We start from the raw sequence: 19,072 nt of genomic DNA on the forward strand, positions 1-19,072 counted from the left end.
ATGCAAAAAAGCACCCATCGGATGCTTTTTATTATCTTAAGAAATCTACAAGGGATGGCTGAATGACTTTAGCTGTTGTCGCTAAAGCAGCTCTATTCACCGTCTCTTGTTGAAGAAGATCAAGAATTGCCTTTTCACTTTCAACATCTTCATTATCTGATTTAGCATTTTTCAGTACTTGAAATTGTGAAGTCAAACGACTTCCTACTAAGTCAACACGATTCGAACGCGCTCCTAGGTCAGATCGCTCAGCACTCATCACTTCTTTAAACTGATCGATACTTCCTAATGCATCATCAGAATTCGCAAACGTTCCATTTTTCAGTGAGTTTTCTAAATCAGTCAGCATTTCAATGACATTTTGACCGTTAGCCTGTCCGCCAAACGCTGAGATTGGATTTGAGTTTACATTTAAAGTGATACCATCAGAAATGTTCGCTTGAACAGCATTTGCATCTGTATAATTTTCGAAGTTAAATGTATACGTTCCGTCTGCATTCTCGACAACTGGTTTAACATTTGTATTTGTCCCATTAAATACGAACTTACCTAGCATTTGAGTGTTCATTGCATCAATGATTTGTTTCTTCATCTGGCCAATTTCCACTCCGATAGCTGCTAAATCTTCGGGCTGCTTTGTTCCGTTCGCCGCATCAAGCACTTTATCTCGTATATTAGACATAATATCAATGATTTCTGTGACACTTGTTTCAGATGTATCAATCCAGTTTTGCGCTTCATTTAAGTTATTTTTATATTGTTCATTTCGAAACAAGGCAGTACTATATTGAAGGCTTTTCACTGCTGCAACAGGATCATCAGACGTTTTCGTGAAACGTTTGCCTGTTTGTGCCTGCTCATTAATTTTAGAAAGTTTTTCATAACTTTTACTAATATTTCGAAGTGAGTTTTGAGAAATCATACCTTGTGTGACTCGCATCCGTTATCCCTACCTTCCTACGACACCCATGCCGTTTATGACCTTATCCAATACTTCATCTTGTAATGTCATAATTCTCGCAGCCGCATTATATGCATGCTGAAATTGGATCATATTCGTCATTTCTTCATCAATGGAGACAGCGCTAGTCGACATTCTACGTTCATTGGCTGAATTGACAAGAGCAGCTGAACTGCTTTCAAGCGTCATGTTCTTTTTCCCTTGTACCCCCATCTCAGCAATAACATTTTGGTAATAATCCTGAATTGTCGTTGTATTTCCGCCGATTGGTAACTTTAAGTCTTGTATATTAGCTAATTTCGTAGCATTCGAACCGTCACCTTGTGTTTGATTGAGAGATGCAGCAATATTATCTGTTGATGCTAAAATGACATCGCTCACTTTAATACGAGCTGCCAAACCTTTATTCAACTCATTGTTATTTTCGATATCAAAAAAGTCTTGTCCACTTGCACCATTTAACGTGTACCCCTGCTTATGTACATCGTTAAATGTATCCATGAATACTTTTGCTACTTCATCCAGCTCTGCAAGCATATCTGGGTACATGCCTTTTTCTAAACCATTTGACATGTAGCCGTAAGCTTCAACAAGTGCTTTTACTTTACCGTTCACTTGTAATTGATCCGCTGCAATGGTTGTTGTTCCGAATTGAAGTGAATTAACAAGTCCCGTTGTATTATCGTAAGAGATTTGCAGTTCAGACTTTTCGTTCGTAATACCATTCAAAATGTTTCCTGCGGATTGTCCATTTGCACCGATAATGTCGATGTTGACAGTTCCTTCAGCAATTTTGAGCGCATTACCGCCAGGTGGATTGTAGCTGACCTTAATATCAACAAGTGAGGATAATTGGTCGACCAAAGTATCACGTGTATCATAAAGATCATTTGGAAGATACCCATTTGGTTCAACTGCTGCAATCTGTTTGTTCACTTCATCTATTTGAGATAAAAGAGTGTTTACATCTTTGGCTGTTGAATCGAGTTCCGTTTTTAAATTCTTTTGTATCGTTGTTAAAGAAGAATTGAGCAGACGAAATTGGTCAACTAAAGCCTGTGCACTTGTTTTAACAACTGTACGTGCAGAAGCCGTATCAGCATTTTTTGATTCCGATAAGACCTGTAATGATTTCCATAGATTATCAAAAGCTCTGTTCAAGCCTTCATCCGTCAAGTCATTCATAACCCCTTCCATCTGTGAAAGGGCATCTGACTTCGTTGAGTAGTAAGATAAGTTATTATTATGATCTCTGTATTGTAGATCTAAAAAGCTGTCTCGAATTCTTTCAACCGTTCCAACTTGTACGCCTGTCCCCATTTGGCCATACGTCTTGCCGTCATAAACAGAAATGACTGGATAAGGATTTTCTGCTTTAAAGGTCACTCTTTGTCTTGAGTAGCCCTCCGTATTTGCATTGGAGACGTTGTTTGATGTGACATAAAGCCCTGCACGCTGGGCTGTGATTCCTCTTTTTGCCGTTTCTAGTCCCATGAATGTAGAACCCATTGGTATCCTCCTTGTTTACGCCTTTGAATCAAACAAAGCCCTTTGCTGTTTAGGCTTTGAACTCTCAAGACCATTTTGTCCGTAATTCATATTTTCTTTATTAGGGTTAACGAGATCGAATGTCAGTGAAATAAATTGAAGTGACTGCTGAATAAGCTGCTTGTTCAGTTCATTTACATCTTTTAGTTCCACCATGATGTCATTTAGTTTCTCATATAATGAAATGAGCTCTTCTTGATCTGTACCTTCAGCCTTTTCGATACATGCAGTGATGGTTGGTGATTGATCACTTTGTAAAAATTGAACGGTCGCTTCAATTCGTTTTTCTTCTAATTGAGAAATGGCCTGAATATACTTTTGCTCTAAATTCAGGACCTCTGAAAGAGCATCGATCTCATTGCTTTTCAGCATTTCTGTTTTATCCTTAGACAACTTTAAAAGCTGTTCATGCAATCCATAGAGACGATGCAGTTCTTCAATAATTATTTTAACTGACATTCACGCTGCTCCCTTTTGTTATTGTTGTTTATAAAAATTCAGCATTTTATCTGCAATGCCTTTTGTATCTACTTGATATGTTCCGGCTTCAATGCTTTTTTTAATTTGGTCAATTTTATCTTGGCGTTCTCTCATAATATTCGGCACCTTTTGCATTTCGATTGCCTTTTTAGAAATTTCGACTTTATCAGTTGATTTAGCTTGATTCGATTGCAACGTTTGTTTCTCATATGTTTTCTTGTAAGGATTTACTGGTTGTGTTCCATATCGATTAATTTTCACGGGATTCCTCTCGCTTTCCGTTACAGTCTGTCTTGATTCTATCCATTTTATCGACCAAACTGCAACTTAGTTTAGGGAATCAGTCGTTTTTAGGATTAATGGCATAATAGGTGTCTTTTTTCCTAGATTCAATCTCCCTTTTACGCTCCTCTTCTTGGTTCATTTGGCTGATTTGCGAATGAATATCCTGTTCACATTGGCTGCATAGCTTGTTTTTCCTGATCGCTTTGCCACATCTTTCACAAGGATAATTAATATTTGGAAATTGACTAATTTGCAGTCTTTTCAAACGAATAAATTTCAAGATTAATTCTTCATCAACTTCTGTTGCTTCTACTATTTCAGCGATGGTTGATTGTCTATTACTTTGTTTTCTCAAGAATTTATATACCATATCAAAAGAACGTTCTTCTTCTTCAAAGCATTTGTTACAAACCGTTTGGATGGTGGTTTTTAAAAATAGCTGATTACATTGTGGACAGTTTGCCAATTGATTCATAACCAAAACCCCTTACGTTATTTTCTTTTCTTATTATCGGTTAATTATCATGATTTTTAACTACGTATCAACGTAAAAGAAGAAACACTTTTAGCACCTGCGTCTTTCAAAATTCTTGCCGCATCATAGATGGTTGCTCCCGTTGTATAGATATCATCAACTAATATAATATCCCTTTGAACAATCGCATCTGTTTGCTTGATTTGAAACAATCCTTTTTGATCTAGGCGTTCATTTTTCTTTTTTTTAGACTGCTTACTTTGATGTATTTTCACGAGTGGTTGCAATATTGGCTTATCTAGCAAAGAAGCGATTATCACGGACTGATTAAATCCTCTTTCTTTTAGTCTTTCATGACTTAAAGGAATCGGTATCAGCAATGGGTCTTTTATGCAGAAGGAATGTTTAAATGCTGCTTGTACATCTTTTTTAAACAGCTCAGCTAAAGCCGTATCACCCCGAAATTTAAAGCGGGCAAGGACTTCTTTCATCAACTCGTTGTAAGTATAAACTGACCTATTTTTTACAAGGATTTTAGTAGAATCAGAGCGTTCATTCCATCTGTTACAGTCCTGGCACAATTGGTCATTTGACTGCGCCCTTCCGCATGTTGGACAAATAGGACGCTCAATCTTTACTAAGTGATCCTTACATGCTACACAAAGGCGATCATCATTTAATAGTAGGAATGATTTCCATGTAAAAGCAGGCACAAAATGTCCCTCGCAAATTTGGCAAATCAATTGGTTTCCTTGTTCAGCAGCAGACGATTTTCACACCTTGGAAATGCAGAGACCTTGGAAGCTACTTCTGTCAGAATGACCAGCATCGCAGTATTCTTCTGTTTATCCACCATCTCAGATTTACTGTAAGATATTTTATCGATATCTGTTATATATTGTGGTTTCACTTGATTCAGTGAAATCGCTAATACATCTTCCATACACTTTTCACAATGACAAATCATGTTTAATTGGTTGAGATATTGATTGAGAATTTCCTTGAGTAGTATTTCTTTTGCATTGAGTAGCATATTTGTCTCTCCTGCCATTTGTGTATTGTGAATATAATGTACCATGATTTAGTTGAACCCACACTGTTTTTCAGAAAACTCTTTTGCAGCCGTCTCATTCATTTTTGCGATATGCTTCTTTGCTTGTTTCATACTTCTCGTTAAACCAAAATGAAAAAGGAAAACATCTCCTGTACAATAATCCGGGTGTCTGCCTACCCGCCCAGAAATCTGAACAAGTGCACTCTCTGTAAAAATAGTAGATTCCGAACCAAGTACCCCCACTTGAACATTTGGAATCGTTACGCCTCTTTCTAAAATAGTGGTTGTAACTAGTACATTGTATACGTAATCTCTAAAGTGCTGAACCTTTTGTTTCCTATCCGGATCATCGGCAGATACTCCCTCCACGTTTAAGGATTGTTCTCGAAGAATCTTCGTTACCTTCTTCATGACAGCAATTGAAGGAACAAAAAGTAATATTCTTCTCTTATTTGCAATATGTCTCTGCATCCAATTCATCACTTTAGGGGGCAGCTGCTTCTTTTTTAATTTCTTTTTCCAATGTCCGATCCAATGAAAGGTCGGTACGGGTAATGGTTGCTCGTGAAAACGCAAAGGAATTTTTATCGCTTCCAGTTTTCCACGAGAAACCTCTCTCGTCATTTTTTTAGAGGGTGTCGCACTTAAATAAATCCTAACCCCTCTGTTATTTCTCATCGCCTTTAGAACAGCAAATTGGAGACGCTCATCCATTGAATAAGGGAAGGCATCGACTTCATCTACAATGAGCACATCAAAAGCATTTTTGTATCTCATCAGCTGGTGGGTTGTGGTGATCACAAGCGGTGTTATTTGAAACCTTTGAGAACTGCCTCCATAAAGTACGGTAATTGTCACCCCTTGAAATGCTTTTCTAAGCCGTGGTTCGAGTTCAAGCACAACATCTGTTCTAGGTGTCGCAATACAGACACTCATTCCTTGATTTAACGCATATTCGATTCCATGAAAAAGCACTTCCGTTTTCCCTGCTCCGCAAACCGCCCAAACAAGTAGATCAAATTTGTTTTTAATAGCTTCAATTATCCTTTCTGACGCTCTTTTTTGCCCTTTGGAAAGCTCTCCCTGCCATGTTAATTCGGCTCGACATGTTTCTTCCATTTGTGGACCTGTCCATTCATAAAGAAACCCACATTCTGCTGCTTTTCCCATCATGATGCATGATCTACAGTACACACAATCCTTTTGACACACTTCACAAGGAGAATGAGCAAAGTACCGCTTGTTTGATACACCGCACCGGCAGCATGTAAAACCATTTGCTTTCCTCTCAATGGCAGGAGACCGATTGACTAATCCTTTCTCCTCCAGCCAATCTAAATTGAACTGTGTGCACTTTGTTTCATCGGTGAGCAGATGGCGTGAATGCAGCTGCCGCATTAGTTCCATTGCTTTGTCCATATTCAACATTACCAAACACCTTTCAATTGATGTTTGGCTATTATGCGCAAAGACATGACCTTTCGTCCAACAGGTAAAATAGAAAAACAAAACCCCTTTTCCATAAGAAAAGAGGTTTTTTAGGAATTATCTAATCACCCAGCCAAGAGCTAAAGAACCTTCACCTAGATGGGTGCCGATTACGGCACCAAAGTAGCTTTTATAAAATTCAACATGAGGATATTTTTCTGATAAGTGCGCAATTAATTCTTCTGCTTCTTCTTCTCTATTACCATGTATCAGTGTTGCTCTCATCGGAACACCACGTGATGCATCTTCATCAAATAATTCAAAAATACGTGAAATGGCTTTTTTACGTGTGCGAATCTTCTCAAAAGGAACAATTAGCTTGTTGTCAAAATGCAAAATAGGCTTTACCTTTAAGAGGCTTCCAATAAAAGCCTGAGCACCATTTAATCTGCCGCCTCTTTGCAAATGAGTTAAATCGTCTACCATAAAATACGCCCGCTGACTTTCTTTCAGGTAATTTAGATGTGCTAACACATCTTCTAAAGAAGCACCTTCTTGGATTTTTTCAGCAGCTTCTAACACATAAAAACCTTGTGCCATACAGCTTGTTTCTGTATCAAACGGGTAAATATCAATCCCGTCAACTAGATCATTCGCTGAGACAGCACTGTTATACGTTCCACTAATTCCACTTGAAAGGTGGATACTAATCACGGCGTCGTATGTTTCACTTAGTTTTTCATATAAGGCTATTAATTCACCGAAAGCAGGCTGAGAGGTTGTTGGAAGATCTTTGTGTTTTTTGATTTCTTCATAATATGTCTTCCAGTCCATTTCTATTTCTTCACGGTATGATTCACTGCCAAAGATGACGTTAAGGGGGATCATATGAATATTATGTTTATCACGCAGCTCTTGTGGTAAATAAGCAGTACTGTCTGTTACAACGGCTATTTTCATTCTTAAATACCTTCCTTATTCGTTAAGTTACTCTTTTTTATTTTAAAAGAATGATCATTTTTCATTAGATTTATAATAGTAATCAAAAAAGCCTGCCTAATCAATAGGCAAGCCCGCTATATCCGAAAAAGACTCCTTACCCTGTCTATCATTTCCCTCCACCTAAAATGTGAGAGAATAAAAACAGGCGAAAAAGGAGTACTTGTCCGGAACATTATCTCATTTCTACCCAGCCGTTTTTAATAGCTACAACAACAGCTTGTGTACGGTCGTTTACATTCATTTTTTGCAAAATGTTACTCACGTGGTTTTTAACTGTTTTCTCACTAATAAAGAGCGATTCACCGATTCCTCTGTTGCTCTTTCCGTCAGCTAACATTTGAAGAACTTCACATTCACGTCTAGTTAAGATATGAAGTGGTCTGCGAATTTCAGGATATACCTCATGCTGTGGATGTGCTGAAACGCCGCTAGTTGCTAAGCGTCGGAATTCATTTACTAAATTATGAGTGACTTTCGGATGTAAATAAGAGCCTCCGTCAGCTACAACTTTCACTGCTTCGATGAGTGTGTCTGCATCCATTTCTTTTAGCAGGTAGCCTCTCGCCCCTGTTTTCAATGCATGTGTTACATAGTTTTCATCGTCATGAATAGATAGAATAATGACTTTTGATTCGGGATAAAGCTCAACAAGCTGCTTTGTAGCCTCAACACCATTTACATTCGGCATATTAATGTCCATAATGACAACATCCGGATGATAGTGTTCTACGATACGTGCAGCTTCGTCACCGTCGTCTCCTTCTGCAACTACTTCAAAAGTAGGTTCAAAATCTAAAATCCGTTTGACACCTTCACGGAATAATTGGTGGTCATCAATAATTACAATATTTACTTTAGTCACAAGCTACGCCTCCCCATGTTTATTGTTCTACACCTGAACTTTATGGTCAATATGTCTTTTGACTCTATTTTACAATTTTATTTTGCAATGTTAGTGGCACGCGAATCATGATGAATGTCCCTAGACCTATTTTTGAGTCTATGGTCATTTTACCTTCCAGTAGGTCTACGCGTTCTTTCATGCCAAGTAAACCGAAGGATTTGTTTTTGTTTGTTTTCACATCTTTCATATCAAAGCCTTTTCCATCGTCTTTAATAATTAAGGTCACAAAGTCTTTCGTTACTTCTACTTTGACAGAGATTTCTTCAGCTTCAGAATGCTTTAATGAATTTGTGACAGCTTCTTGGGCTAGTCTAAACAGTGCTACTTCAAATTGAGAAGCAATTCTTTCACTTTCTGTATCACCTAGGCATTGGAACGTAATTTTGGTTTTCCCATCATATTCTTCAATTGTGTTTAAGTATTTTCTCAGTGTCGGAATCAGACCCAAATCATCTAAAGCCATCGGTCTTAAATCATAAATGATTCTTCTCACTTCGTACAGTGCATTTCGCACATTCTGTCTGAGACTTCTAATTTCTTTAAAACCTTCTTCTGTACCGCGGTCTCTAAAAATCCGTTCAATTAATTCGGAACGCATCATCACGTTTGCCAGCATTTGAGCAGGGCCGTCATGAATTTCCCGAGACACTCTTTTGCGTTCTTCTTCTTGGGCTTCAATAATTCTTAGCCCAAAATCTTGTTTTGCCTGAGCATCTTCAAGTAAAACGCCAACCTGGCGTAAATCCTGGTTGAGATAGTTGAGAACAACTGTAATCTGACTCACAAGCGTTTCAGAGCGTTCAATGACGTCTTGTAAGCTTAATAATCGTCTTTCCAGATCGTCTCTTCTTTCTCTCAGCTGCTTCTCGCGCTGCTGAATCATGGTGAGTTCCACTTGCAGGTTATGTGCTTTTTCGTAGGCCTCACGTATTTCTTCTTCGCTGAATTTGTTGAAGTTTCTGCTGACCTCAGATAAGCGGTTTCTAGCATGTCTTGTATGGACTTCCAGCTTATCCCCAAAATCAATTACTTCGTTTACTTGCTGCTTGATTTGCTTGAGCTCTTCTACTAGGCTTTCATATTGTTGACGGGACTGTTCGCCTATTCTAAATACTTCGTCCTTGCTGCCATCAACTGTACTTAGCATTTTCATGATGATTGAATCCAATAATTTCGGATCCATTTTGGGTGTTGTCATGGCTTTTCCCTCCCGTAACAGTGATGTCATCTTTTTTTATTATAAATGTCATTGATCTGCATTTTATGTCGAATTATAATGAAAGAATGCGTATAAATTATGAAGTTTTTATGACGACCCTTTTTCCGCTCCTATCATCATAACAAAATACGCTGTAAAATTCTAAAACCAATGCAAATTTTCACTAGTCTTACAATTTGCTTGTCAGGAGGGTATGTCTTTTGCTGAATCGCTATCTTACAGTAAAAAGTCGTGGCGAGCATGAGATCGTCATTGAAAAATCACGTTTTATTTGTCATATACAGCGTGCTGTCTCAGAAGAAGAAGCACAAGCATTTATACAATCCATTAAAAAACAACATTGGAATGCCACACATAATTGTTCAGCCTATCTCATTGGTGAACATGACCTGATTCAAAAAGCGAATGATGATGGTGAACCAAGCGGTACAGCAGGTGTGCCAATGCTTGAAGTGCTAAAAAAACGGAAGCTGAAAGATACAGTCGTTGTGGTCACTCGTTATTTCGGCGGTATCAAGCTAGGTGCCGGTGGATTGATTCGTGCCTACGGAAAATCTGTATCAGAAGCTATCAACCATGTTGGAATGGTAGAGCGCTGTTTAATGCGTACAATGCACACAACAATAGATTATACATGGCTTGGAAAGGTAGAGAATGAGCTTAGAGCCTCATCTTTTCAGCTAAAAGAAATCCATTATGCAGAAGATGTTATTTTTGAGACATATGTCGAAGAAACACAAACAGAGCAGTTCATTGAGTGGATGACTGAGCTGACAAATGGAAAGAGTGTTACAAAAGAAGGCGAACTGATTTATTTAGAAAAGGACATTGGTCCGATAAAGGAGACAGATGAATGGCACAACGAGTAAAAGTGCGTGTACGAAAGAAAAAGAGTAAGAAGAAGAGAATGATCAAACGTATTCTGGTCTTATTTTTGCTTCTTATCATCTGCATGGGCGGATTTGCAGTATATAAAATCGTCAATACTCTTCAAGCTGCTGACAAAACATATGATGAACTAAACCGTGGAGAGAAATCGAATCTTCGTGATGCTGTCATTGATATTAAGAAAAAACCTTTCTCTGTATTATTTGTCGGAATTGAGGATTATGCCACAAAGGGTGATCATGGCCGTTCAGATTCACTCATTGTCGCAACGATTAACCCTCAAGACAAAACAATGAAAATGGTTAGTATCCCTCGTGACACACGCGTACAGCTTGCAAGTGATACAACAGGAAGTAAAGAAAAGATCAATGCAGCATTTGCTAAAGGTGGTAAAGATGAAACGATTGAAACTGTCGAACAATTCTTGCATATTCCGATTGATAAGTATGCAACCGTTGATTTTGACGGATTCAAGGATGTCATTGATGAAGTCGGCGGAATTGATATCGATGTTCCATTTGACTTCAATGAAAAAAGTGATGTTAAAAAATCGAAAAAGATTTACTTCAAAAAAGGCAATATGCATTTAAACGGGGAAGAAGCTCTTGCTTACGCACGGATGAGAAAACAAGATCCACGCGGTGATTTCGGACGTAACGATCGTCAGAAACAAATTTTACGCGCAATGATTGATCAAATGGCGAAGCCTAATAACATTGCGAACGTCGATAACATTGCTAAAGAAGTCAGTGATCACATTAAGACCAATTTCCGTATCACAGAAGGTCTCGCGCTTCAGCAAATCTACAGCGGATTTAAAGGAGACGACACAGAAACACTCTCTATTAAAGGAACAGACCTTTACTTAGGGCCAAATCGGACGTATTACTTTGAGCCAGATACAACCAATCTAGCTAACGTCCAAAATGAATTACGGACGCATTTAAAGCTGCCTGCTGAGTCTTCAACAGAAACAGATTCACAAACCAATCCGTCCTCTGGTGAAACAGGGACAAATGATACACCTAACTCTTCGACCAGCACACCTGGACAATAATAAAAACAGCCCAGTTCCTAGGAACGGGCTGTTTTTTATTGTCTTTTGACCATTCGTTTATAAAATTTCGTAAATGGTTTAAACTCTTCATTCACCAAGCCTGTGACTTCCGCAATCACTTGCATGAACATGACCAGTAAAAAGATAATAATCAGTGATAACCATATGGTGGCACTTGTCAGCAAAATGGCACTTAAGCTAAAGACTAAGCCAATCATATAAATCACGATGACAGCCATGCGATGGGACAAGCCAAAGGCCATCAGTCTATGATGAATATGAGATTTGTCAGGTGCTGAAATCGGCTGTTTGTTTAATATTCGTCTAATGATGGCAAAGGTGGTATCGAAAATAGGGACACCTAAGATGATCACTGGGACAACAACACTAAACAAAGTGACACTTTTGTACAGCCCTAATAGTGACAGTACCGAAATCATATAGCCTAAAAAAAGCGAACCGGTGTCACCCATAAAAATCTTCGCCGGATGAAAGTTGTAAAAGAGAAAGCCGATGGTACTGCCAATAACAACAAGAGATAAAGAAAGAATCAAAATTTTATCAGCTGAAAATGCCATCACGGCAATGGTTGATAAACCGATGACAGAAATTCCAGCAGCCAGTCCATCAAGGCCGTCAATTAAATTAATGGCATTTGTGATTCCGACAATCCATAACACGGTTAGGGGATATGCCATCCAGCCTAACTCAATTCGATCTGTTAAGAAAGGAACAGAGAAAAAGTCCATTTTTAAGCCTGTGCTGACAATCAGACAAGCAACAAGAACTTGTACGAGAAATTTAAATCTTGCACTTAAATTATATTTATCATCAAATATACCTAGAATGACGATAAGTACGGCACCAACTGAAATTGCTGTAATTTTATTATGTAGAAACAGCCCGCCTGCTAATGCTCCAGCCGCTACCCCAATAAAAATTGCCAAACCGCCCATTCGAGGCATTACTTTATCATGAACTTTTCGTTTATTCGGCTGGTCCACTGCACCAATCTTAATTGCAAACTTTTTGACGATTGGTGTCACAATTAAAACTGTAGCCAGAGAGACAAAAAACGCTAATAAGGCGCGTTCGTAATCCATAGGTCAGTCTCCTTCTAAATTGAAATCTGTATTTTGTATATTGGCCGCTCTTTCCATTATACAATTGAATAGAGGATGATCACAAGCTCCCCCTGTGAAGAAGAAACAAATAAAAACGCACAATCCCTGATGAATTATGCGTTTTCTTTAATATTCGTTAGTTCCACCATATTTGTGAACAGCGCGTGCCAATCTTTTTTCTTCGCACGGCTTTGTCTTAGATGTCTATAGGTCATGTCGTCTTTTTTGCTGATCACTTTTTGGCAGGCTTCTACGAAGAGTGCAGGATCTTCGCCTTCTAAATATTCATACACATCATTCTCTTTTAGCCTTTCCGTTGACGGAAGATTTAAACCGACAACCGGTATTCCTGCGGCTAAAAATTCATATAGCTTGAGCGGAAACACGGCTTGATTGTAAGGAGATTGTTTGTATGGCATCATTCCTACATCAATCAGCTTCATATACGCAGGCACTTCTTCTGGTGCAACAGCACCTGTCCAAATCACATTCGGCAGTTTAAGTGCATGCTGAAAAGATGGATCACCATTTGTTCCATCCGGACCGACAAATAAAAATGTCCAATCAGGCTTCACGCGGGCAGCTTCTGCTATCATGTCAAAATCCAGCTTCGGCTTGATGCCTCCAATAAAACCAAGAACAGTTCCTTCTCTTCCTTGCAGCACATCCTCCTTACATGGAAGATTGCTTTTTGCAAACACATCGTACTCGACGCCATTTTCAACTGTAAACACATCTTTTGGTTCGCCCATAAGACGCTTTTTGATTTGATCGTGTAAGTATTGAGAAGAGCATGTAATGCTGTGTGCGTATTTGATGATTCGATTTTCTGCTTTCACAATGACACGCTGTCTCATATAAGAAAGCAAATTATTTTTGCCGCTTATCGGCTCTCCCCACAGGTCACTGCAGTCATAGACAATATGTTTCCATTCAAATAAAGAAGATAAGAGCGGAAAACCCGGAAACGTATACCATAAGCAAACAGCGATTCCCTTTTTTTCTTCCTGCCGCAAATGCTCAAGAAGAGGGGACAATTTATGAATATAGAACATGTCTTGATATCGGCCAAAGCGAAAAAATTTGCTCTTGAGCACATCAGGAATGGTCAATTGCTTCATTCGATCGGTTATGGGTTGAAAGGGAGCTGTATGACGGGATGCAGATGGGCATACCCAGATGACCTCTTTCGTTTCTGGATCAGATGCTAGAAATTCCGCCAGTCGATGCCGTCTGTACCTCAAGCCGTCCTGTCCCCATTCTCCCGTCGCTACGATAACATGTATGATCGAGTCTGCTTTCACCTTTATCACCTTTTTTCCCTTCTGTTTATAAGCGCTTCTTCACAGCATTTGTCGCATAGTGCATAAAACACCAAGATGCTTTGACAAAATGAAGCTGCTCAATTTCTCTGTAGACGAACCACGTTTTTTTCGCTGCTTTCCACTTGTTACTAGAGATCGAGTTTCCAACGATGCGGTATTCACTGAGCGGTTTACTCATTCCATAGGCTGTAAATCCTCTTTTTAATATGGACAGCCATGTAGCTAAATCCTGTCTTGTGCGGATGTTCGGCATTTCTATATGTCCTATCTTCTGTACATCAAGCATCACCGTTAAACAGCCGATAATGGTATTTTTCAAAGCTTCATCATAAGTTAATCTTGCTGGTGCAGTGACGGTTTTTTCTAACGGTTCTCCATTTTCTGCAATGATGTCATATGCCGTGAATGTAAAGGCATAATCGTTTGTCAGCATGAAGTCTACCTGCTGTTCAAGCTTCGTCTCTTTCCACTTATCATCGCTGTCTAAAAAAGCAATAAAGCGGCCTTTTGCCTGTTTGATGGCTGCGTTTCTAGCGATGGCGGCTCCCCCATTTTGCTCTAAATAAATGACGTTGATTCTGTCGTCTGCTTCACTTAAGTCCCCAAGCAGCTTCCTTGTTCCATCTGTTGAACAATCATCTGCGATGATCAGTTCCCAATTAGAATAGGTTTGGGCAAGGACGGAATGAACTGTATCCGTTAAATAACGTTCCGCATTATAGGCCGGTGTAATGATTGATACTAACGGTTGATTGTTCACCTAAGACTCATCTCCAGTTCATCATTAAGATTCTTTGAACACTTCGGGTAAGACCACAAACATGAGCGAGATACTAAAGCCAATGACAAGTCCAAGCAGTGCCCGCTTTTTCGCTGACATGCCTTTATTGCCTTCATCAAGAACTTGAGCAGGATCAACAATCTTCGCCTGCTTCATTCCAAGCTTTGTAGACTCCAATTCATATAAAAATCGCTCTTTATCTACTTTGGAATCGTTGCTGACAGATTCGTCTTCTAGAGCAGATAATCTACTTTCAATCACCTGCTGCCTTTTTGTAAATAATGCTTTGTCTTGCTTCAGAAATGTATCCGACACCTGCTTCACGACAGCTAAAGCATGATCCTTATCAGCATCTGTGAAGGACAGCTGTAATTGTGTATCTGATTGATTGGTGAGGATGAGGCGGCTTTTCACATCCTGCCTTTCTTCTTTCACATCACTGAGCGCTTCGTTCAAAAATGCATCGCTTTTTAATAGAGATGTCACTTCTGCGATATTGTTATACACTCCGTCATCATATTTACCAAGTGTAAGCGTAACGGCAGCTGTGTAACTAGACTGCTGCACTGTTCCTTTGGCAAAAAAGAATCCAAAAGCGCCTAATACGACAGGCAGCAGCACAAGCCATACAATATACTTTTTGATTCGCTTCCCTATTCTAGATATGAAACTAGACATGTTCATTCTCCCAACATTGACGTATTTGCTTTTTCATTAGTGTAGCCATACCAGCGCAGCATCACACATGGTTTACCAAGCGCTGTTTGTTTTTCAACATATTCACCGCTGCGATCACGAGTCCTAAAAAGACCCAGTGGAAATATAAATTCGAGACAGAACTAGGACTGATACTTGAAACGAGAAAGCTCAGCATGGCAGCAAACAAACCTTCAATGATCATTTTTGCTGTTCTTGTGTCAGCCCATTGGTATTGTTTATACAGCGTGAACATGAGATAAGCGTAGACGGAGATATAGCCCAGCATGACCGCAAATCCAAAGTTCGTCATCACTTCCAGCAGCCAATTGTGCACTTCAACGACTTGATCTGTATCAAAGATCGAAAAGTGGGCTAAGTAGTAAGACACATTCCCCGCTCCGACACCAAACCCGTATGAATCCGTAAAGAAATGCCATGCATTTTTGATCAAATTCGCTCTCGCAATGTTGGATGGGAGTGGTTCACTAAAAGAATGCGCCACCTGAGAAGCGAGAAACAAGTCATAAAAGACTGAATAAATCTTGGCTGAAAAAACAGCGATACAGATGACACCAAGTCCACCTGCTGTGATGAGTGACCACTTTTTGAGAAAGCGCGGCATGAGAAGCCACACATAGATGGACGCTCCTGCAAATATGCCAAGCAGGCTGGCGCGGGATTCTGTTAACAAAATGAGATACAGTGCTGCGATGGCGCCAAATAATCCAAATGCTTTGATATAACCATTTTTCATTTGCCGCATACACGCTAAATACAAGAAAAAGCTAATCGATAAAAACGTCGCAAAGTCATTTTGGTTAAAAAAGACAGCTGTAGGATAGTGCTGTTTATACGCCGGCCCAAGATACAATGAAGTATTCGGTAAATGGTTCAAAGTAAAGTGATTATAAAACCCTATCCCCATGACAAATACAGTCATGACGAGCCAAATGCTATAAAAGGTGACCACTTGATCGATTCGCTGAATGTACATAACCACAAGAAAGACAAATCCCATCCCCATAGCAAGCAGGGACATATATTTGAGACCGTCTGTGACCGAATGAGCCCACAGCAGTGAGATGAGCCCGTAAAGAAACCATGCAGCGAAAAAACCAAGAATCCCTTTGACACGAATCTGCTGCCACTGCGATATGTACGTCCCCTTATCTCTCATCCGCCATATGAATAAAGCAAAGGCGGCAATGAGCATGATACGGTAGAGAAAAAGACTAAAGAACCCGGCACTAATTGAAAAGAAAGCGTTATTGAGAAAGGTCAATGCAATTAAAAGATATATGGCTGACATGAACACTTGCTCACCGTTCATGTATAGCTTCATTAACACGAGAAAAGCCGTCAGGACTAAAAGCAGGACCGGAATGGCGACAATCTTTTTTAACCCGGCGGGCTGCGCAGACGCCAATTGTACAAGTCCTAGCCCTGCTGCAAATAATATACAACCAATCATGATTTGCCATGCTGTTTGTTTCACACTCATACCCATTTTCCTCCTAAGCAACCCATCCGATTTGAGGGATTAAGCCTTGACTTCCTGTTTATAGTAGGAAATGGTACGAGCCAAACCTTCCTGTAAACTCACAACAGGCTCCCATGCTAAGACTTTTTTCGTTTCCTCATTTGCCAATGTACTATGCACGATATCTCCTGCACGCTGCGGCTTGTAAATCGGTTCAAGCTGTGATCTCGTTACCCGTTTCATCGTTTGAAACAGTTCATTCACAGTGATGGAATCACCACACGAAATATTTAAACAAACGTTTGATTGGGCTGTTAAAGCCGCAACATTCGCTGCTGCTAGATCACCCACATAGATAAAGTCTCTTGTTTGTTCTCCATCTCCAAAGATAAAAGGAGCCTCATCCTTTGCAAACTTATCAGAGAAAATAGAGACAACACCGCCTTCGCCAAGTGCATCTTGGCGCGGACCATATACATTGCTGTACCTGAGAATACAATAGTCCACATCATAGAGTGATTTTGCCATTTCTAAATACCGCTCTACTGTCAGTTTTGCTAAGCCATAAGGTGAACCAGGCTTTAGCCGGTGAGCGGTGTCTACTGGCAAATACACCGGGTCTCCATAGACAGCTGCTGATGAGGCAAAGATGACTTTTTCCACTCCTGCTTCAGCCGCAGCTTTCATGACGTGCAGAGATCCTTTTATATTGACCTCTTCGTCATATACGAAATCCTGAACGGAAACGGCTACACTTACTTGTGCTGCAAGATGAATGATATAATCCGGTGCGATTTGTTTGATCAAATCAATCGTCGCTGGCTTTGTGACATCTGCCTCCATGCATTGCACGGAAAGATGAGCAATATTTTCTCGAGATCCAGTTGAAAAGTTATCAAGAACGATGGGCTCATAGCCTTTTTCTAGTAAAGCCTCTACCGTATGTGATCCAATAAATCCGCTTCCCCCAGTAACCAATACTTTCTTCATCCAAGCTCCCCCTGTTATTGTGCCTTCGATACCAATTCTGCTTCCCATACACTTGGGCGGCCGATCGATTGGTAAATAAATCCTCTCTCTTTCATTTCTGCTGGATCAAACAAATTCCTTCCATCAATTACAATCGGCGAACGAAGCAGCTGCTTGATTTGGTCTTTATCCATCTTCTGTACGTCATCCCATTCTGTTAGGATGAGACAGGCATCCGTATCTTTTACTGTTTCATACAGGTCGTTGCTGAAAACCGCCTGTGGGCCAAGCTCACGTTCAGCTTCTACATAAGCAATCGGATCATAGGCTTTCACAAAAGCCCCCAGCTCTCTCAGCATTGGGATAATATCTAATGCAGGCGCTGAACGCATATCATTTGTATTCGGTTTAAAGGCGAGCCCTAAGACAGAAATGGTTTTTCCTTTAATATCACCGAACACACTCATCAATTTGCTGACCAGGTGGGCTCTTTGGTTGTTGTTCGTTTCAATGACAGATTCGATCAGCTTGAACCGGTACCCGGATGTTTCGGCAATTTTGAGAAGAGCCATCGTGTCTTTCGGGAAACAAGAACCTCCAAATCCAATGCCTGCTTTTAAAAATTTATGCCCGATGCGGCTGTCTAATCCAACTCCTTCACTGACTTTTTCAACGTCAGCGCCTACACGCTCGCAAATATTTGCAATGTCATTAATAAATGAGATTTTTGTGGCAAGCATGGCATTTGCAGCATACTTAATCATTTCAGCACTTTCTAAGTTGGTCTCTACAACCTCTGTTTGAAACGGATCATGCAGCCTTTTGATGATGCTAGAGGCATGAGTGCTAGTCGCCCCAATGACCGCCCGCTCCATATTCATCGTATCTTGAATCGCTGAGCCTTCTCGGAGAAACTCTGGATTGGATACGACATCAAAAGGATATTTGCTGCGCGATGCCTTTTCCACAATGGCTTGAACGAGACGGCCTGTTCCAACGGGCACTGTGCTTTTATTGACGATGATTTTATAGCCATTCATGTGTTCACCGATCGTTTGAGCGACAGCCTTCACATACGTTAAATCTGCTTCCCCCTGTGGTGTCATCGGTGTCCCTACGGCAATATAGATAATCTCTGATTCCCTAATAGCAGCAGGAATATTCGTTGTAAAAAACAGTCTTCCTTCTTCTGTATTCTTTTCAATCAATTCCTTTAAACCTGGTTCATAAATGGGAACGACACCACTTTTTAAGCTGTTGATTTTTGATTCATCGATGTCACAGCAGATGACACGATTTCCGATATCAGCAAAACAAGTACCCGATACTAACCCGACATAACCTGTTCCAATCACAGCAATTTTCTTCAACATTTTTCATCCTCTCAATAAAA

The 19,072-nt window shown here is 39.9% G+C and carries 20 protein-coding genes; 2 read left to right on the forward strand and 18 right to left on the reverse strand.

The annotated features are described in order from the left end of the window. Window positions 1-31 precede the first annotated feature (31 nt). From flgL to degS, 11 genes are all read right to left on the reverse strand, one after another. Complete coding sequence (gene flgL / locus BAE31_RS08415; protein WP_076840158.1) at window positions 32-940, reverse strand: flagellar hook-associated protein FlgL; 909 nt, start codon at window positions 938-940, stop codon at window positions 32-34. A 9-nt stretch (window positions 941-949) separates the two neighbouring features. Next, window positions 950-2,470, reverse strand: a complete 1,521-nt coding sequence (gene flgK / locus BAE31_RS08420; RefSeq protein WP_076840159.1) for a flagellar hook-associated protein FlgK — start codon at window positions 2,468-2,470, stop codon at window positions 950-952. 15 nt (window positions 2,471-2,485) lie between these two features. Then, window positions 2,486-2,968, reverse strand: a complete 483-nt coding sequence (locus BAE31_RS08425) for a flagellar protein FlgN (RefSeq protein ID WP_024423619.1) — start codon at window positions 2,966-2,968, stop codon at window positions 2,486-2,488. A gap of 18 nt (window positions 2,969-2,986) precedes the next feature. After that, on the reverse strand, window positions 2,987-3,250 hold the full coding sequence (gene flgM / locus BAE31_RS08430; RefSeq protein ID WP_024423620.1) for a flagellar biosynthesis anti-sigma factor FlgM: 264 nt from the start codon (window positions 3,248-3,250) through the stop codon (window positions 2,987-2,989). A gap of 79 nt (window positions 3,251-3,329) precedes the next feature. Next, window positions 3,330-3,749, reverse strand: coding sequence for a TIGR03826 family flagellar region protein (locus BAE31_RS08435; RefSeq protein WP_076840161.1), 420 nt, complete (start codon window positions 3,747-3,749; stop codon window positions 3,330-3,332). Between the two features lie 56 nt (window positions 3,750-3,805). Beyond that, on the reverse strand, window positions 3,806-4,462 hold the full coding sequence (locus BAE31_RS19625) for a ComF family protein (RefSeq protein ID WP_249895851.1): 657 nt from the start codon (window positions 4,460-4,462) through the stop codon (window positions 3,806-3,808). Window positions 4,463-4,488: 26 nt separating this feature from the next. Next, window positions 4,489-4,782, reverse strand: a complete 294-nt coding sequence (gene comFB, locus BAE31_RS08445) for a late competence protein ComFB (RefSeq protein WP_076840164.1) — start codon at window positions 4,780-4,782, stop codon at window positions 4,489-4,491. A 48-nt stretch (window positions 4,783-4,830) separates the two neighbouring features. Further along, entirely contained in the window at window positions 4,831-6,231 is a 1,401-nt protein-coding gene (locus tag BAE31_RS08450; protein WP_076840166.1) for an ATP-dependent helicase ComFA, read from the reverse strand. 117 nt (window positions 6,232-6,348) lie between these two features. Then, window positions 6,349-7,191 (reverse strand): DegV family protein, encoded by an 843-nt coding sequence (locus BAE31_RS08455; protein WP_041108019.1) that lies wholly within the window; start codon window positions 7,189-7,191, stop codon window positions 6,349-6,351. A gap of 214 nt (window positions 7,192-7,405) precedes the next feature. Beyond that, a complete protein-coding gene (gene degU, locus BAE31_RS08460; protein ID WP_008348273.1) occupies window positions 7,406-8,095 on the reverse strand; it encodes a two-component system response regulator DegU in 690 nt (229 codons plus the stop codon). Between the two features lie 64 nt (window positions 8,096-8,159). Next, window positions 8,160-9,335 (reverse strand): two-component sensor histidine kinase DegS, encoded by a 1,176-nt coding sequence (gene degS / locus BAE31_RS08465; protein ID WP_003213166.1) that lies wholly within the window; start codon window positions 9,333-9,335, stop codon window positions 8,160-8,162. A 221-nt stretch (window positions 9,336-9,556) separates the two neighbouring features. Between degS and BAE31_RS08470 the strand changes: the two genes are divergently transcribed. After that, the gene (locus BAE31_RS08470; RefSeq protein WP_012011434.1) at window positions 9,557-10,225 is read left to right on the forward strand and encodes a YigZ family protein; all 669 of its coding nucleotides are present in this window, start codon (window positions 9,557-9,559) and stop codon (window positions 10,223-10,225) included. Next, a complete protein-coding gene (locus tag BAE31_RS08475) occupies window positions 10,210-11,301 on the forward strand; it encodes an LCP family protein (protein WP_076840168.1) in 1,092 nt (363 codons plus the stop codon). The genes BAE31_RS08470 and BAE31_RS08475 overlap by 16 nt, the downstream gene beginning before the upstream one ends. Before the next feature lie 35 nt (window positions 11,302-11,336). Here the strand turns inward: BAE31_RS08475 and BAE31_RS08480 are convergent, their stop codons facing one another. The 7 genes from BAE31_RS08480 to tuaD form a co-directional block, all read right to left on the reverse strand. Then, window positions 11,337-12,404, reverse strand: coding sequence for a glycosyltransferase family 4 protein (locus BAE31_RS08480; RefSeq protein ID WP_024423627.1), 1,068 nt, complete (start codon window positions 12,402-12,404; stop codon window positions 11,337-11,339). A 134-nt stretch (window positions 12,405-12,538) separates the two neighbouring features. Next, the gene (gene tuaH, locus BAE31_RS08485) at window positions 12,539-13,735 is read right to left on the reverse strand and encodes a teichuronic acid biosynthesis protein TuaH (protein WP_056766837.1); all 1,197 of its coding nucleotides are present in this window, start codon (window positions 13,733-13,735) and stop codon (window positions 12,539-12,541) included. Window positions 13,736-13,754: 19 nt separating this feature from the next. Next, window positions 13,755-14,510 carry a teichuronic acid biosynthesis protein TuaG gene (gene tuaG, locus BAE31_RS08490; RefSeq protein WP_056765661.1) on the reverse strand — a complete coding sequence of 252 codons (756 nt, stop codon included), beginning with the start codon at window positions 14,508-14,510 and terminating at the stop codon, window positions 13,755-13,757. A gap of 24 nt (window positions 14,511-14,534) precedes the next feature. Continuing rightward, window positions 14,535-15,209: a teichuronic acid biosynthesis protein TuaF gene (tuaF, locus tag BAE31_RS08495; protein WP_056765659.1), complete on the reverse strand. Its 675-nt coding sequence runs from the start codon at window positions 15,207-15,209 to the stop codon at window positions 14,535-14,537. 61 nt (window positions 15,210-15,270) lie between these two features. Further along, entirely contained in the window at window positions 15,271-16,731 is a 1,461-nt protein-coding gene (gene tuaE / locus BAE31_RS08500; protein WP_056765657.1) for a teichuronic acid biosynthesis protein TuaE, read from the reverse strand. 39 nt (window positions 16,732-16,770) lie between these two features. Next, window positions 16,771-17,700 carry an NAD-dependent epimerase/dehydratase family protein gene (locus BAE31_RS08505; RefSeq protein WP_041108029.1) on the reverse strand — a complete coding sequence of 310 codons (930 nt, stop codon included), beginning with the start codon at window positions 17,698-17,700 and terminating at the stop codon, window positions 16,771-16,773. A 14-nt stretch (window positions 17,701-17,714) separates the two neighbouring features. Beyond that, the gene (gene tuaD, locus BAE31_RS08510; RefSeq protein ID WP_056765655.1) at window positions 17,715-19,052 is read right to left on the reverse strand and encodes a UDP-glucose 6-dehydrogenase TuaD; all 1,338 of its coding nucleotides are present in this window, start codon (window positions 19,050-19,052) and stop codon (window positions 17,715-17,717) included. Between the last annotated feature and the right edge of the window lie 20 nt (window positions 19,053-19,072).

Origin of the sequence: Bacillus sp. I-2, assembly GCF_001974945.1 — a bacterium.
In the GTDB taxonomy this organism is placed as follows: Bacteria; Bacillota; Bacilli; order Bacillales; family Bacillaceae; genus Bacillus; species Bacillus safensis.

Bases quoted from the DNA above. Each gene is read 5' to 3' on its own strand.
- flgL (WP_076840158.1), bottom strand. From the start codon at position 940: ATGCGAGTCACACAAGGTATGATTTCTCAAAACTCACTTCGAAATATT.
- flgK (WP_076840159.1), bottom strand. From the start codon at position 2,470: ATGGGTTCTACATTCATGGGACTAGAAACGGCAAAAAGAGGAATCACA.
- BAE31_RS08425 (WP_024423619.1), bottom strand. From the start codon at position 2,968: ATGTCAGTTAAAATAATTATTGAAGAACTGCATCGTCTCTATGGATTG.
- BAE31_RS08435 (WP_076840161.1), bottom strand. From the start codon at position 3,749: ATGAATCAATTGGCAAACTGTCCACAATGTAATCAGCTATTTTTAAAA.
- comFB (WP_076840164.1), bottom strand. From the start codon at position 4,782: ATGCTACTCAATGCAAAAGAAATACTACTCAAGGAAATTCTCAATCAA.
- BAE31_RS08450 (WP_076840166.1), bottom strand. From the start codon at position 6,231: ATGTTGAATATGGACAAAGCAATGGAACTAATGCGGCAGCTGCATTCA.
- BAE31_RS08455 (WP_041108019.1), bottom strand. From the start codon at position 7,191: ATGAAAATAGCCGTTGTAACAGACAGTACTGCTTATTTACCACAAGAG.
- degS (WP_003213166.1), bottom strand. From the start codon at position 9,335: ATGACAACACCCAAAATGGATCCGAAATTATTGGATTCAATCATCATG.
- BAE31_RS08475 (WP_076840168.1), top strand. From the start codon at position 10,210: ATGGCACAACGAGTAAAAGTGCGTGTACGAAAGAAAAAGAGTAAGAAG.
- BAE31_RS08480 (WP_024423627.1), bottom strand. From the start codon at position 12,404: ATGGATTACGAACGCGCCTTATTAGCGTTTTTTGTCTCTCTGGCTACA.
- tuaF (WP_056765659.1), bottom strand. From the start codon at position 15,209: ATGTCTAGTTTCATATCTAGAATAGGGAAGCGAATCAAAAAGTATATT.
- tuaE (WP_056765657.1), bottom strand. From the start codon at position 16,731: ATGAGTGTGAAACAAACAGCATGGCAAATCATGATTGGTTGTATATTA.
- BAE31_RS08505 (WP_041108029.1), bottom strand. From the start codon at position 17,700: ATGAAGAAAGTATTGGTTACTGGGGGAAGCGGATTTATTGGATCACAT.
- tuaD (WP_056765655.1), bottom strand. From the start codon at position 19,052: ATGTTGAAGAAAATTGCTGTGATTGGAACAGGTTATGTCGGGTTAGTA.